Below are 13,514 nucleotides of genomic sequence, written 5' to 3'. Positions count from 1 at the left end.
GCGACGGCCACGACGACGACCATGAACGCCACGGTCACGGCCTCGGCCGCCCCCGAGGCCCCGGAGCACCAGGTACCGCGCGGAATCGGAGCCTCCGTTCCGGCCGCCGACACCCGCGCCAAGACCGAGGGCACCTTCCCCTACGCCGCCGACCTGTGGGCCGAGGGCCTCCTGTGGGCCGCCGTGCTGCGGTCCCCGCACGCCCACGCCCGGATCCTCTCCATCGACACCTCGGCCGCCGCGGAGATGCCCGGCGTGCGCGCCGTCGTCACCCACGCCGACGTCCCCGGCGCCACCACGCACGGCCGCCGCATCGCCGACCGGCCGGTCTTCGCGCACGACGTCGTCCGCCACCACGGCGAGCCCATCGCCGCCGTCGCCGCCGACCACCCGGACACGGCACGGCTCGCCGCGGCCGCGATCGCCGTCGAGTACGAGCTGCTGGACCCGGTGACCGACCCCGAGCAGGCCTTCGGCGCGCCCGCCCTGCACCCCGACGGCAACCTGATCCGGCACATCCCGCTCCGCTACGGCGACCCGGAGGCCACCGGCGAGGTCGTCGTCGAGGGCCTGTACCGGATCGGCCGCCAAGACCCCGCGCCCATCGGCGCCGAGGCCGGGCTGGCCGTGCCGCGGCCCGACGGCGGCGTCGAGCTGTACACCGCCTCCACCGACCCGCACACCGACCGCGACCTGGCGGCGGCCTGCTTCGGCCTCGAACCGGACCGCGTGCGCGTCGTGGTCACCGGAGTCCCGGGCGCGACGGCCGACCGCGAGGACGCGGCGTTCCAGCTCCCCCTCGGCCTCCTCGCCCTGCGCACGGGCTGCCCCGTCAAGCTGGCCGCGACCCGCGAGGAGTCCTTCCTCGGCCACACCCACCGGCACCCGACCCTGCTGCGCTACCGCCACCACGCGGACGCGGAGGGCCGGCTGGTCAAGGTCGAGGCCCAGATCCTGATGGACGCGGGCGCGTACGCGGACTCGTCCTCGGAATCCCTCGCGGCGGCGGTGGCCTTCGCCTGCGGCCCGTACGTCGTCCCGCACGCCTTCGTCGAGGGCTGGGCGGTCCGTACGAACAACCCGCCGTCGGGCCACGTACGCGGCGAGGGCGCCATGCAGGTGTGCGCGGCGTACGAGGGCCAGATGGACAAGCTGGCCGCCGCGCTCGGCATCGACGGCGCGGAACTCCGCATGCGCAACGTCCTGGCGACCGGCGACCTGCTCCCCACGGGCCAGACGGTGACCTGCCCGGCTCCGGTGGCGGAACTCCTGCGCGCGGTCCGCGACTTCGAGCTGCCGTCCCTCCCGAAGGACACCCCGGAGGACGAGTGGCTGCTGCCGGGCGGCCCGGAGGGCGCCGGTGAGCCGGGCGCGGTGCGGCGCGGGGTCGGCTACGGCGTCGGCATGGTGCACATGCTGGGCGCGGAGGGCACCGACGAGGTCGCCACGGCCACCGTGAAGGTGGTCAACGGCGTGGCGACGGTCATCTGCGCGGCGGTCGACACGGGCCAGGGCTTCGCCACGCTGGCCCGTCAGATCGTCCAGGAGGTCCTGGGCGTCGACGAGGTGACGACGGCTCCGGTCGACACCGACCAGCCTCCGGCCGGCCCGTCGGCGCACGGCCGCCACACGTGGGTGTCGGGCGGCGCGGTGGAGCGGGCGGCGAAGATGGTCCGCACGCAGCTCCTCCAGCCGATGGCGCACAAGCTCGGCATGTCCACGGAACTCCTCCAGATCGCGGACGGCCGGATCACGTCGTACGACGGCGCGTTCTCCACGACGGTCACGGAGGCGATGGAGGGCAAGGAACTCTGGGCGACGGCCCAGTGCCGCCCCCACCCGACGGAACCCCTGGACGGGGACGGCCAGGGCGACGCGTTCGTGGGCCTCGCGTTCTGCGCGATCCGCGCGGTGGTGGACGTGGACATCGAGCTGGGCTCGGTGCGCGTGGTCGAACTGGCCGTGGCCCAGGACGTGGGCCGCATCCTCAACCCCCGTCAGCTGGCGGCCCGTATCGAAGCGGGCGTGACCCAGGGCGTGGGCGCGGCCCTGACGGAGAACCTCCGCACGGTCTCCGGCCTGGTCCGCCACCCCGACCTGACGGGCTACGCCCTGCCGACGTCGCTGGACGCCCCGGCGGTGCGCATCGTCAAACTGGTCGAGGAACGCGACGTGGTGGCCCCCTTCGGCGCGAAGGCGGCGAGCGCGATTCCTGTGGTGACGACTCCGGCGGCGGTGGCCTCGGCGGTCCGGTCGGCCACGGGCCGCCCGGTGAACAGGCTCCCGATCCGCCCCTCGGCGGCGGTCGCGGCGCCCAACTCGTGACCGTGTGACCCGCATTGCACGTGCAACCCCGGACTTGGGGGTGTCGGTGCCGGTCGCTAGAGTGATCGGTGAGATTGTGCACGCGCGCGTGCGAACGGGTGCGAACGGGGACGGGGAGCGGCGCCAACTCAGGCCGCGACCGCGGGGAGACGGGGAGTCGGGGAGGCCATCGTGGCAGCGGAGAACGGGCCAGGTCTGTTTGGGACGGACCTTTCGGCAGGTCTGGCGGACTCGATCAGGAAGCAGGCGGACGCGCAGGCGAAGGCGGCTGCACTGCGGATCGAGTACGACTCGCTGAAGGACTACAAGAAGCTGGTGGACGGCCTCCTGACGTCGCTGGAGGAGTCTCCGGCGGAGCACGGGAAGCTGTCCCACGGCACGCTGCCGGCGGGTGTGCTGGGGACGGGCTTCCCGGAGGCCGACGCCCTCTTCAAGTCGTACAACACCGTTCACGCGGAGCTGCAGAAGCTCTCGAAGGGCCTCGCGGACCAGATCGAGGCCCTGGGCATCGCGATCCTGACGGCGGGCAAGGACTTCGGCCAGGTGGACGACGACACCAAGCGGCGCATGTTGGCCATTGCCAAGGAAGCCCGCGAGAACTACCGCGCGGAACGTGATCCGTACGCGAAGAAGAAGGGCGACGCGCCGAACAGCCCGGGCGCTCACGGCGGTGCGACGAACGGCGGCGTGATCTGATGACGGATTTCGAGGGTTACTCGCACGCGCAGCTGGCCGCGATGGTCGCTTCGCTCGACTCCAAGACGGTGGCGCAGCGGGGTACGCAGCTCACCGAAGCCTCCAAGGCGATCAAAGAGATCGGGCAGAAGCTCAAGGACCACAAGGTCGAGGGCTGGGAGGGTGAAGCAGCCGTCAAGTTCCAGGAATGGGTGAGCCGCGCGGGCAGCGCAACGCTGGTACTTGCCGACTACAGCGCCACGGGCGGCCATTGGATGACCTTGGCTGCCCAGACCATGTCCGAGATCCACATGCCCACGTACAACGCCGGGGCAGAGGCCGAGCTCAAGGAAGATCTCGCGACCGCGCGGCAGTACCACAATGAGCCGGATGCGCAGAAGCTGGGCCAGGAGGCTTGGTCAAAGCTGAGCGGGGACCACACGCGGGCGGTGGACGCGCTGAAGAAGCTCTCCGAGTCGTACAGCTTGTCGGCGGGGGAGATGGACAAGGCGGTGATCCCGACGTTTCCGGAGCCGCCGCTCGTGTTTGTGCCGGACAAGGTCCACGGCGAAGCCGACAGGGCCCGCCCAGGCGGCAGTTCAGAACAGGGGAGCTACGCAGGTGGCTCCTCGTATGCATCGTCGGCGCCCGGCGGCGGCTCTTCGAACGAGCCGGGCTGGGTGCCCGGCCCTCCGCCGCAGCCGGACAACACCGTTCCGACGGTCACGATGCCGTCCGTGCCGGTGACTCCGGACCGCAACGTGGACGTGGACCTCGACACCGTCACCACGCTTCCGAACCCGACCCTGCCCCCGACGACTATTCCCGGTGGCCCGCTGCCGACCGGCCCCAGCGGTCCCAATCCCGTAACCCTCGTCCCGCCTGTGCCCCTGCCGCCGGTCGGCGGGATGAAGACGATCCCTGGCATCGGACCCGTCGGCTTCCCGCCTGTCGGTCCGGTTCCGGGCACGAGCGGTCCTCTCGGCAAGCTCGGCATGCCAGGTCTGCCCCCGCGGGACACCGGGATCATGGGCGGCCGCCCGGTGACTTCCACCGGCCCCAGCTCGGGCATCCCGCGCGGCACGGTCATCGGTACCGAAGGCACACAGGCCGGCCGCGGCATGATGGGCGGCGGTATGGGCCACGGCGGCCTCGGCGGTCCGCACGGAGGCCAGGTTGGTTCGCCGACCGGCCGTCGGCTGGCCTCGGAGCCGGGAGGTATCGTCGGCGGGCGTCAGCCTGCGACGGGTGGCCGCTCGACGCCGTTCACCCAGGGCGGCTCGGGCCTCGTGCGGAACAACGCCGGTGGCATCGGCGCCGGTGCGCGCACTCCGGGCAGCCGACGCGATGACCACGCGGGCGAACGCCCCGACTACCTGGCCGAGGACGAAGAGACCTGGCAGGGCAACCGTCGTGTTGTTCCGCCGGTGATCGACTGAGCAGAACGGACATTGCACGGGATGCGCATGCGTAAGGCGACCTCGGCCCTGGTGGGTCTACTGCTGGCCGGGGTCGCCGCGACCCCGGCCCACGCGGAAACGATTCGATCGCAGCAATGGCATCTCGACGCGATGAAGGCCGACGACATCTGGAAGATCAGCACGGGCAAGGGCATCACCGTTGCGGTTATCGATTCGGGCGTCGACCGCATCCCGGAGCTTGAAGGACAGGTCCTCCCCGGCACGGCGTTCCCTGTCGGTTCTGCCGAGGGCGGCAGAGACAACGACTACGACGGTCACGGCACCAGCGTTTCTGCGATTATCGCGGCTACCGGAAAGCATCCGAGTGGTGACGGCGCCTATGGGCTTGCACCAGGTGTCAAGATTTTGCCGATCCGGGTGCCCGACATGCTGGAGCCGGCGAAGGCTCCGTCGATGGTCGCGGCCATTCGTTATGCGGCAGATTCGGACGCGAAGATCATCAACATTTCCAAGGCGATCGGTGGCAAGCCGGAGGATGATCGAGACCGGGCTGACGCCGTCAAGTATGCGCTTTCCAAGGGGAAGCTGATCTTTGCCGGTGCTGGCAATGACGGGAACAGGACAGTTAAGTACCCGGCCGCGACCCCCGGAGTGGTGGGCATTGGAGCGGTGGATGCCAACGGAGAGCCGACCAAGGAGTCGCAGCAGGGGCCGTACATCGACATGTCAGCCCCCGGCATCGACGTCGTGACGGCCTGCAAAGGCAAGACGGGACTGTGCACGACCCACGGCACCAGTGACGCCTCCGCCCTCGCCTCCGCCTCCGCAGCCCTCCTCTGGTCCGCCCACCCCGACTGGACCAACAACCAGGTGCTCCGGGTCCTCCTGAACACCGCCGGAAAGCCCGTCGACGGCTCGCAGCGCAACGACTTCGTCGGCTACGGCGTCGTCCGCCCCCGCATCGCGGTGCCCACCCCCGGCGACCCCGGCCCGGCGGACGTCTACCCGCTGCCCGACCTCGCGGCGGCGGACGCGTCCAACAAGCCCTCGGCCTCCCCGGACGGCAAGGCTCCCGAGTCGGCGGCGCCGAAGCCGGTGCCGCAGGCCGAGGAGAAGAAGGACGGCAGCCTGCTTCCCTGGATCGGCCTCGGTCTGGGAGCCTGCCTGCTGATCGGCGGAGCCGTCACCGCCGTCGTGGTGCGCCGTAACAGCCGCTGACCGCTGAACCACTACCGGATCTGACAGGGGAGTTCTACGCGATGTCGTTCGACGAGGAATGGTCGGCGGCGCGCGCCACGGCCGCCGCCAACGCTTCCATGCGGCTCAACCACGTACCCGTGGAACCCGGTGGCGGTGGTGGCGGCGACCTCGATCTCAACCAGGACCACATCGGCGCCATCGGCTCCGAGGCGTACAAGCTGCACACCCGTCTGCTGACCGACGGCAAGCACGCCGCCACCGCCACCGCCGAGGCCGCGGGCGCGCTCACGAAGGAGAGCTTCGCGAGCGGGGCGGCACTGCTCAAGGTCAACACCACCTGGGAGAGCCAGGTGAAGACCCTCGTGTCCGCCTGTGCCAACATCTCCAACGGGCTGAACTATTCGCTCAACTCCCACGCCAAGGACGAGCAGGAGCTCCACGCCGACTTCACCGTTTCCGCGCTCGACAAATACCTCAAGTAGGCGCCCGCATGCTGACGTACGAGAACGTGATGAACGCCCCGCTGGACAAGCTCCACACGGCAGTCACCGACTGGAAGGCGCTCGTCGACAAGCTGGACGAGCTGGCCGAAGCGGCGCGCAACGGGATGAAGGCCAAGGCCGACAAGGCCGAGTGGAGCGGGGTCACCGCCAGCGTGGGGCGGGGGTTCGTCGACAAGACGGCCAAGGAGTTCGAGGACGCGGCCAAGGAGGCCAAGGGCGTCCACCAGCTCCTCAGCGACGGCCACACCACCATCAAGACGGCCCGGGACGCCCTGAAGAAGGCGGCCGACGAGGAGGCCCCGGCCGCCGGGTTCCGGGTGGACGCGGCGGGCAAGGTCTCCGCCGTTCCGATGGACCCGAAGACCGAGTTCGCGGCCCGGCACGACCCGGACTACCCCGAGTTCAAGCGCAAGCAGGAGGAGAACCGGAAGGCCTGGCAGGCGAAGGTGGACCGGCTCGTCGAGGACTGCGCGGACGCCGACGACTCACTCGCCCGCGCACTGCGCGCCAACGTCTCGGACGACCACGACTTCACCGCGCCGAAGTACACCACCCTGGACGGCGAACAGGCCGACCGGGCGGCCGAGCTGATGAAGCAACTCAGCAAGGAGCCGGGCGGCGTGGCCCGCAACCCCGAGGCGCTGCGCGAGCTGGAGGACCTGCTCGACGACAACCGCAACGACGCCGACTTCTCGACGGACTTCTACCGCAAGCTCGGCCCCGAAGGCACGCTTGAGGCGTACGCGAAGCTGTCCATCGACGCGTCGACCCTGGGCGATGCGGGCAAGGACCGCCTGGCGATGGTCGGCAACATCCAGAACGACATGGGCGCGATGCTGGGGCTCGCCACGCAGAAGGACTCGCCGAACCACCTGGATGCGGCGTGGACGACCGACCTGATGAAGGCCGGCCGCAAGGAGATGCAGGTCACCGGTGATCTGACCAGCAAGATCTACGGTTACCAGGCGCTGGGCGCGCTGCTCCACGAGGGCAAGTACGACAAGGACTTCCTGACCTCGGTCGGCCGGGACATGGTCGCGTTCGACCGCGAGAACCCCAAGGCCTGGGAGCACGGGTCCCCGTACGACCCGAAGACGGTGCTCAGCCAGGGCAAGGACGGCAGCCGGGGCTTCTACCCGCTGACGGGCCTGATGGACGCGATGTCCCACAACCCGGACGCGGCGACGGCCTTCTTCACCGAGCCGGTCCGCCAGGACAGCAACGGCGACGGCATCGTCACCCTGGCCGACAAGGTGGTGGACGGAGAGCACGGCAAGGCCCGGGGCATGGTCGACTACATGCTGGACAAGGAGTCGTGGGCCGACGCCTTCGACCAGGCACCCGGCCACCCGTACGGCGACGCGCTGCCGGCCCAGGAGGCGCTCGGCGGCGCGCTCGAGGCGGCCGTCTCGGGCCGGGTGCCGGGCGACGAGGACGCGAAGCCCGTTCCGCACACCAAGGAAATGGCGGCGATCATGGAAGACGTCGTCCAGAAGGTCGGCGACGACCCGTCGCTGGTGGCGCAGGACCCGGAAGACGAGGACAAGAAGCCGCGTCTGGGCCCCATGGCCGGGCACCTCGGCAACATGGCGGCGGAATACATCCCGGACCTCCAGGCCGCCGCCGAGAACGGCGGGGACCAGATCAAGGCCAACGGGACGATGGCCAAGTTCGAGGAGGCGACGGTGTCCCGCTTTCTCGGGGCGGTCGCCCAGGACCCCGGCGCCTACGGTGCGATCACCAACGCCAACCAGGCGTTCACGGCGGTGCTGGTCAACGACGTCGTCCAGCACCACGGCCAGTACACCCTGCTGGGAGAAGCGGTGGAGAACGCCGTACAGCCCGGTGGCCAGATCGCGGGCATGATGACGGAGGCCCGCGCGCAGGGCATGCACGCCGAGACCGCCCACACGAACGAGGAGTACGTGAAGGGCGTCGAGGACGGGGCGAAGTGGATTAACCGCGGCATCACCGCCGCCGGCGGAAAGTACCTGGAATTGGTGCCGGTGGCCGGTGACATCGTGGAATGGGTCCAGGAGGACGTCACCGAGTACTTCGTCGAGGACGCCAAGGAGAAGGGCAAGGAGAAGACCGCCGACACCGAGAAGGCCGTGGCGTCCATGTACTCCAAGGCGGATATCAGCACCAGCAGCGCGGCAGAGAACGCGGTGCGCAACGCGGCTATCGGCTCGGGCCTGTCCCAGAGGGACATCGACACGCTGGCCGGTACGGCCTCCAAGGAGTCCTCGGTCGCCCACTCGGTCGGCCGCGGCCTGGTGGACAGCTCGAAGGGGGGGTCCTGATGATCGTGGCGAGGTCGACGCGAGCCGTCGCCGCCGTGCTGGCCGCCGGCATCCTGGTGGCCGGCTGTTCGGACGAGAAGGAGAAGGCCACCACAGCTTCCGAGATGCCGGAGAGGTTGTGCTGGGGGGCCTTCGACGCCAAGACCGTGGCTCCCCTGTTGGGCAGCGGAAAGAAGATCACGGAGGACACACGGGACGCATTCTCCTTGGCAGCCGATCTGGACAAGATCACCTGCCGCGTTCAGCTGGACGGGGCGACGGTGATGACCGCGTTTGCCCAGCGCAAACCGCTGGGCAGCGACGCGTTCTGGCAGGGATACGACTCGCTGCACCCGGACAAGCTCGACATGGGGCGCAAGGGCCTGGTGTGGGACGGCGGAGCTGCGCTCCTGTACACGTGCCGGACTCCCACGGATTCCTTCGAACTGGAGCTGAGGATCGACAACGGCCCGGCGTCCATGGACAGCGCCAAGGCCAAGGCGCTCAACACCCAGCTGATCAAGGACTTCCAGGACTCCACCCGCAAACAGCTCAACTGCCCGTCCTGACATACGGACAAGACGCGAAGGCCGCTCAGGAGAGTCCTGAGCGGCCTTCGCCTCGAAGCCGTGGCGGGAATCGAACCCGCGTAACCCGCTTTGCAGGCGAGTCCCTCAACCACTCGGGCACACGGCTGTGGGGTGGTGATGTGCACGACCGTACGGGGGGCCGCGGGGCCCCGGAAGGGCTGCGCGGCGGCCGCAACACGACTGCCATGCCGCGTTCATGGACCTAGGTCCGGCGGCCGAGGCGGGATCCGCCGAATTGACAGGGACCAAACCGGGGGACGCCTCTTACTCTGGGGCGATGAGCGCCCTCGAACCCCGCGTGCCCGAGAAGACCGCACCCGTCCCCCCGCCACCGTCGCGCGCCGGCATCCTCGGACCCGCGTACCGGACGCTCAGCATCGGGATCATCTCCGTCATCTTCCTGATCGCCTTCGAGGCCACCGCCGTGGGCACGGCCATGCCCGTCGCCGCGCGGGAGCTGGACGGGATCGGGCTCTACGCCTTCGCCTTCTCCGCCTACTTCACGACCAGCCTCTTCGGCATGGTCCTGTCCGGCCAGTGGGCCGACCGTCAGGGGCCGCTGCGGCCGCTGACCGTCGGGATCGCCTCGTTCGCCACGGGGCTCGTGGTCGCCGGAACCGCCGGCACCATGTGGGTCTTCGTCCTCGGCCGGGCGATACAGGGCTTCGGCGGCGGGCTCGTCATCGTCGCCCTGTACGTGGTCGTCAGCCGCGCCTACGAGGAGCAGCTGCGCCCCGCGATCATGGCGGCCTTCGCCGCCAGCTGGGTGGTCCCCTCCATCGTCGGCCCGCTCGCCTCCGGCACGGTCACCGAACACCTCGGGTGGCGGTGGGTCTTCCTCGGGATACCCGCCCTCGTCGTCGTACCGCTCGTCATCGCGCTGCCCGCGATACGGCGGACCGCGTCGGGGCCGGTGGACCCGGGCGCGCCGCCGGTGGCGTTCGACCGGCGCCGGATCCGGCTGGCCCTCGGTATCTCCGTCGGCGCCGGGCTGCTGCAGTACGCCGCCCAGGACCTGCGGTGGCTGTCGCTGCTCCCGGGCGCGGCGGGCGTGGCCCTGCTGGTGCCCGCCGTGCTGGGACTGCTGCCGCGCGGCACCTACCTGGCGCGGCGCGGGCTGCCGTCGGTGGTGCTGCTGCGCGGGGTGGCCGCGGGGTCGTTCATCGCGGCGGAGAGCTTCGTGCCGCTGATGCTGGTCACCCAGAGGGGGCTGAGCCCGACGCTGGCCGGCTTCTCGCTCGCGCTGGGCGGGCTGACCTGGGCGGGCGGCTCGTGGGTGCAGTCGAAGGGGCGGATGGCTCCGTACCGGGAGCGGCTGATGGTCGGCGGGATGGTGATGGTGGCCGTCGCCATCGCGGCCGCGCCGGCCGTGCTGATCGAATCGGTGCCGGTGTGGACGCTGGCTCTGGCCTGGGCCGTGGGGTGCCTGGGGATGGGGCTCGTCATCGGCTCGACGAGCGTGCTGCTGCTGAAGCTGTCGGCGCCGGAGGAGGCGGGGGCGAACTCCGCCGCGCTGCAGATCTCGGACGCGCTGGCCAACGTGGTGCTGCTGGCCGGTGGCGGGGCGGCGTTCGCCGCGCTGGGCGGGGGCGCGGTGGGGGCGGCGCACACTGTCGCCGCGGACGGGGCGGCCGCCTCGCACCCGGCCGCGTTCGTGGTGGTGTTCCTGCCGATGGCCTGCGTGGCGCTGGTGGGGGCGTGGGTGGCGACCCGGCTGGACGGCCCGGTCGGAAAGTAGTACCACAGTGACCCCATCCGAGTGGTACCGTTTTGGTATGGCGATGAACCTGCGTCTCCGCGACGACCAGCAAGAGGCCCTCAAGCTCCGTGCCGAGGAGGAGGGTCGCAGCATGCACGCCATCGTGCTCCAGGCGATCGACCGCTACCTCGAACAGGAGGCGGACCGCGAGACCGTCCGCCGGCTGGGTGAGAAGTACGCGAAGAGCCACGCCGACCTGCTGCGCCGCCTGGGGGAGTAAGTGAAGTACCTGACCGTCCAGGAAGCCCTTGACCTGGCGGAGCTTGCCATGGGCGGACAGCAGGTCGCGGTGCGCGATCTGGGCCTGCTCAGCTCCGCCGCGCACCGGCCGCAGTCCCAGATGTTCGGCGTCGAGGCGTACACGGACCTGTTCGAGAAGGCCGGCGCGCTGCTCCAGTCCCTCGCGGTGAACCATCCGCTGGTGGACGGCAACAAGCGCATGGCGTGGATGTGCACGGTCGTGTTCCTCGACTTCAACGGGACCGAAATGGTCGACGTCGATCAGGACGAGTCGTACAAGCTGGTGATCGAGGTGGCCGTCGGCAGCCTGGAGGACGTGGCGCAGATCGCGCGGAGATTGCGGGAACTCCACGAAGCGATGTGACGCTCGCCGCACCCGCCGAGGTCACGGGCCTGTCCCTCCGCGAGGGGCGGGCCCGTCCCGGTAAGGTGGCCCGGTTGTCCTACGTACGACTGCCCGTACCAGTACGCGAGTACGCCGAGAGCCCGAACCGGAGACCGTGACTACTACCGCCTCCCACCACCTCTCACCCGCCTTCCCCGGCCGTGCCCCCTGGGGTACCGCCAGCGCGCTGCGTGCCTGGCAGCAGGGGGCGCTGGACCGCTACATCCAGACCCAGCCGCGGGACTTCCTCGCGGTCGCCACGCCCGGCGCCGGAAAGACCACCTTCGCGCTGACCCTCGCGTCCTGGCTGCTGCACCACCACGTCGTCCAGCAGGTGACGGTGGTCGCACCGACCGAGCACCTGAAGAAGCAGTGGGCGGAGGCGGCGGCACGGATAGGCATCCGGCTGGATCCCGAGTACTCCGCCGGGCCGCTCAGCAAGGACTACCACGGCGTCGCCGTCACGTACGCGGGTGTCGGCGTGCGGCCCATGCTGCACCGCAACCGCTGCGAGCAGCGCAAGACCCTGGTGATCCTCGACGAGATCCACCACGCCGGCGACTCGAAGTCCTGGGGCGAGGCCTGCCTGGAGGCCTTCGACCCGGCGACCCGGCGCCTGGCCCTGACGGGCACGCCCTTCCGGTCCGACACCAACCCCATTCCCTTCGTGACCTACGAAGAGGGCAACGACGGGATCCGGCGGTCGTCCGCCGACTACACCTACGGGTACGGGAACGCGCTCGGCGACGGAGTCGTCCGGCCCGTCATCTTCCTCTCCTACAGCGGGAACATGCGCTGGCGGACGAAGGCGGGCGACGAGATCGCCGCCCGGCTCGGCGAGCCGATGACCAAGGACGCCATCTCGCAGGCCTGGCGTACGGCCCTGGACCCGCGCGGCGACTGGATGCCGAACGTGCTGCGCGCCGCCGACCAGCGGCTGACGGAGGTCAGGAAGGGCATCCCGGACGCGGGCGGCCTCGTCATCGCCTCCGACCAGGACTCGGCGCGCGCGTACGCCAAGCTGCTGAGGGAGATCACGGGCAGCAAGGCGACCGTGGTGCTCTCCGACGACACCGGCGCGTCCAAGCGGATCGACGAGTTCAGCGCGGACGGCAGCCGCTGGATGGTCGCGGTCCGGATGGTGTCCGAGGGCGTCGACGTGCCCAGACTGGCCGTCGGGGTGTACGCCACGACCATTTCGACCCCGCTGTTCTTCGCCCAGGCCGTCGGGCGCTTCGTGCGATCCCGCAGACGTGGCGAGACCGCGTCCGTGTTCCTTCCGACCATCCCCTACCTCCTTGGCTTCGCGAACGAGATGGAGGTCGAGCGCGACCACGTCCTCGACAAGCCGAAGAAGCAGGGCGAGGAGGACCCGTACGCCGAGTCCGAGAAGGAGATGGACGAGGCGAACCGGCAGGAGGACGAGGACACCGGCGAGGACGAGCAGATGTCCTTCGAGGCGCTGGAGTCCGACGCGGTCTTCGACCGGGTCCTCTACGACGGCGCCGAATTCGGCATGCAGGCGCACCCGGGCAGCGAGGAGGAGCAGGACTACCTCGGCATCCCCGGGCTGCTGGAGCCGGACCAGGTGCAGATGCTGCTGCAGAAGCGCCAGTCGCGGCAGATCGCGCACAGCCGGCGCAAGCCCGACGCGGACGCGGACCTGCTGGAGCTGCCGGCCGACCGGCGGCCCGTGGTCTCGCACAAGGAACTGCTGGAGCTGCGCAAGTCGCTGAACACGATGGTGGGCGCGTACGTCCACCAGAGCGGCAAGCCGCACGGCGTCATCCACACGGAGCTGCGCCGGGTGTGCGGCGGGCCGCCGAGCGCGGAGGCGACGGCGGGCCAGCTGCGCGAGCGGATCAAGAAGGTGCAGGAGTGGGCCACCCGTATGCGGTGATCTGTTCCCACAGGCGTGAGCCGGGGGGCGTACGGAGCTTCGTACGCCCCCCCTCGGAGATCCGAGGTCACGAAACGACGCCAAGGGCGGTCAGGAAACGGCATAAAGGGGTAGTGTGCGCCCGGATTCTGGACGAGCCCTTCCGCTGAGCGGACCTGCTCGCTAATGTCCCCGCATCGAACGCACCGTGGCAGCGCCGCCGCGGGAGCGCAGCCGGTGCAATGGCCGCTACCG

11 protein-coding genes and 1 tRNA gene are annotated in these 13,514 nt (G+C 70.3%); 11 read left to right on the top strand and 1 reads right to left on the bottom strand.

All coding sequences use genetic code 11. The annotated features are described in order from the left end of the window. Positions 1-21: 21 nt before the first annotated feature. From OG737_RS10585 to OG737_RS10555, 7 genes are all read left to right on the top strand, one after another. Entirely contained in the window at positions 22-2,325 is a 2,304-nt protein-coding gene (locus tag OG737_RS10585) for a xanthine dehydrogenase family protein molybdopterin-binding subunit (RefSeq protein ID WP_328930281.1), read from the top strand. A gap of 171 nt (positions 2,326-2,496) precedes the next feature. Further along, on the top strand, positions 2,497-3,021 hold the full coding sequence (locus tag OG737_RS10580; protein WP_388563962.1) for a hypothetical protein: 525 nt from the start codon (positions 2,497-2,499) through the stop codon (positions 3,019-3,021). Further along, positions 3,021-4,439 carry a hypothetical protein gene (locus OG737_RS10575; protein ID WP_405921457.1) on the top strand — a complete coding sequence of 473 codons (1,419 nt, stop codon included), beginning with the start codon at positions 3,021-3,023 and terminating at the stop codon, positions 4,437-4,439. Before OG737_RS10580 ends, OG737_RS10575 begins: the two co-directional genes overlap by 1 nt. Before the next feature lie 21 nt (positions 4,440-4,460). Then, positions 4,461-5,639: a type VII secretion-associated serine protease mycosin gene (gene mycP, locus OG737_RS10570; protein ID WP_405921456.1), complete on the top strand. Its 1,179-nt coding sequence runs from the start codon at positions 4,461-4,463 to the stop codon at positions 5,637-5,639. Positions 5,640-5,680: 41 nt separating this feature from the next. Beyond that, on the top strand, positions 5,681-6,103 hold the full coding sequence (locus OG737_RS10565; protein WP_328925947.1) for a hypothetical protein: 423 nt from the start codon (positions 5,681-5,683) through the stop codon (positions 6,101-6,103). An 8-nt stretch (positions 6,104-6,111) separates the two neighbouring features. Next, entirely contained in the window at positions 6,112-8,427 is a 2,316-nt protein-coding gene (locus OG737_RS10560) for a hypothetical protein (RefSeq protein ID WP_405921455.1), read from the top strand. Further along, entirely contained in the window at positions 8,427-8,975 is a 549-nt protein-coding gene (locus OG737_RS10555) for a hypothetical protein (RefSeq protein WP_405679885.1), read from the top strand. The genes OG737_RS10560 and OG737_RS10555 overlap by 1 nt, the downstream gene beginning before the upstream one ends. A 55-nt stretch (positions 8,976-9,030) precedes the next feature. Here OG737_RS10555 and OG737_RS10550 read toward each other — a convergent pair. Beyond that, a tRNA-Cys gene (locus tag OG737_RS10550) sits at positions 9,031-9,102 on the bottom strand. Positions 9,103-9,273: 171 nt separating this feature from the next. Here OG737_RS10550 and OG737_RS10545 point away from each other — a divergent pair. From OG737_RS10545 to OG737_RS10530, 4 genes are all read left to right on the top strand, one after another. Beyond that, positions 9,274-10,734, top strand: coding sequence for an MFS transporter (locus tag OG737_RS10545; protein WP_328925944.1), 1,461 nt, complete (start codon positions 9,274-9,276; stop codon positions 10,732-10,734). Positions 10,735-10,777: 43 nt separating this feature from the next. Continuing rightward, complete coding sequence (locus tag OG737_RS10540) at positions 10,778-10,975, top strand: Arc family DNA-binding protein (protein WP_215018414.1); 198 nt, start codon at positions 10,778-10,780, stop codon at positions 10,973-10,975. Then, on the top strand, positions 10,976-11,359 hold the full coding sequence (locus OG737_RS10535) for a type II toxin-antitoxin system death-on-curing family toxin (RefSeq protein WP_328925943.1): 384 nt from the start codon (positions 10,976-10,978) through the stop codon (positions 11,357-11,359). It begins immediately after the preceding gene. A gap of 136 nt (positions 11,360-11,495) precedes the next feature. Then, the gene (locus OG737_RS10530; protein ID WP_328925942.1) at positions 11,496-13,280 is read left to right on the top strand and encodes a DEAD/DEAH box helicase; all 1,785 of its coding nucleotides are present in this window, start codon (positions 11,496-11,498) and stop codon (positions 13,278-13,280) included. Positions 13,281-13,514: the final 234 nt, after the last annotated feature.

The organism is Streptomyces sp. NBC_00122, from assembly GCF_045160845.1.
In the GTDB taxonomy this organism is placed as follows: Bacteria; Actinomycetota; Actinomycetes; order Streptomycetales; family Streptomycetaceae; genus Streptomyces.
The sequence above is the reverse complement of the archived record's forward strand: the minus strand, read 5'-3'. Positions and strand labels throughout refer to the sequence as shown.

Bases quoted from the DNA above. Each gene is read 5' to 3' on its own strand.
- OG737_RS10585 (WP_328930281.1), top strand. From the start codon at position 22: ATGAACGCCACGGTCACGGCCTCGGCCGCCCCCGAGGCCCCGGAGCAC.
- OG737_RS10575 (WP_405921457.1), top strand. From the start codon at position 3,021: ATGACGGATTTCGAGGGTTACTCGCACGCGCAGCTGGCCGCGATGGTC.
- mycP (WP_405921456.1), top strand. From the start codon at position 4,461: ATGCGCATGCGTAAGGCGACCTCGGCCCTGGTGGGTCTACTGCTGGCC.
- OG737_RS10565 (WP_328925947.1), top strand. From the start codon at position 5,681: ATGTCGTTCGACGAGGAATGGTCGGCGGCGCGCGCCACGGCCGCCGCC.
- OG737_RS10560 (WP_405921455.1), top strand. From the start codon at position 6,112: ATGCTGACGTACGAGAACGTGATGAACGCCCCGCTGGACAAGCTCCAC.
- OG737_RS10555 (WP_405679885.1), top strand. From the start codon at position 8,427: ATGATCGTGGCGAGGTCGACGCGAGCCGTCGCCGCCGTGCTGGCCGCC.
- OG737_RS10545 (WP_328925944.1), top strand. From the start codon at position 9,274: ATGAGCGCCCTCGAACCCCGCGTGCCCGAGAAGACCGCACCCGTCCCC.
- OG737_RS10540 (WP_215018414.1), top strand. From the start codon at position 10,778: ATGAACCTGCGTCTCCGCGACGACCAGCAAGAGGCCCTCAAGCTCCGT.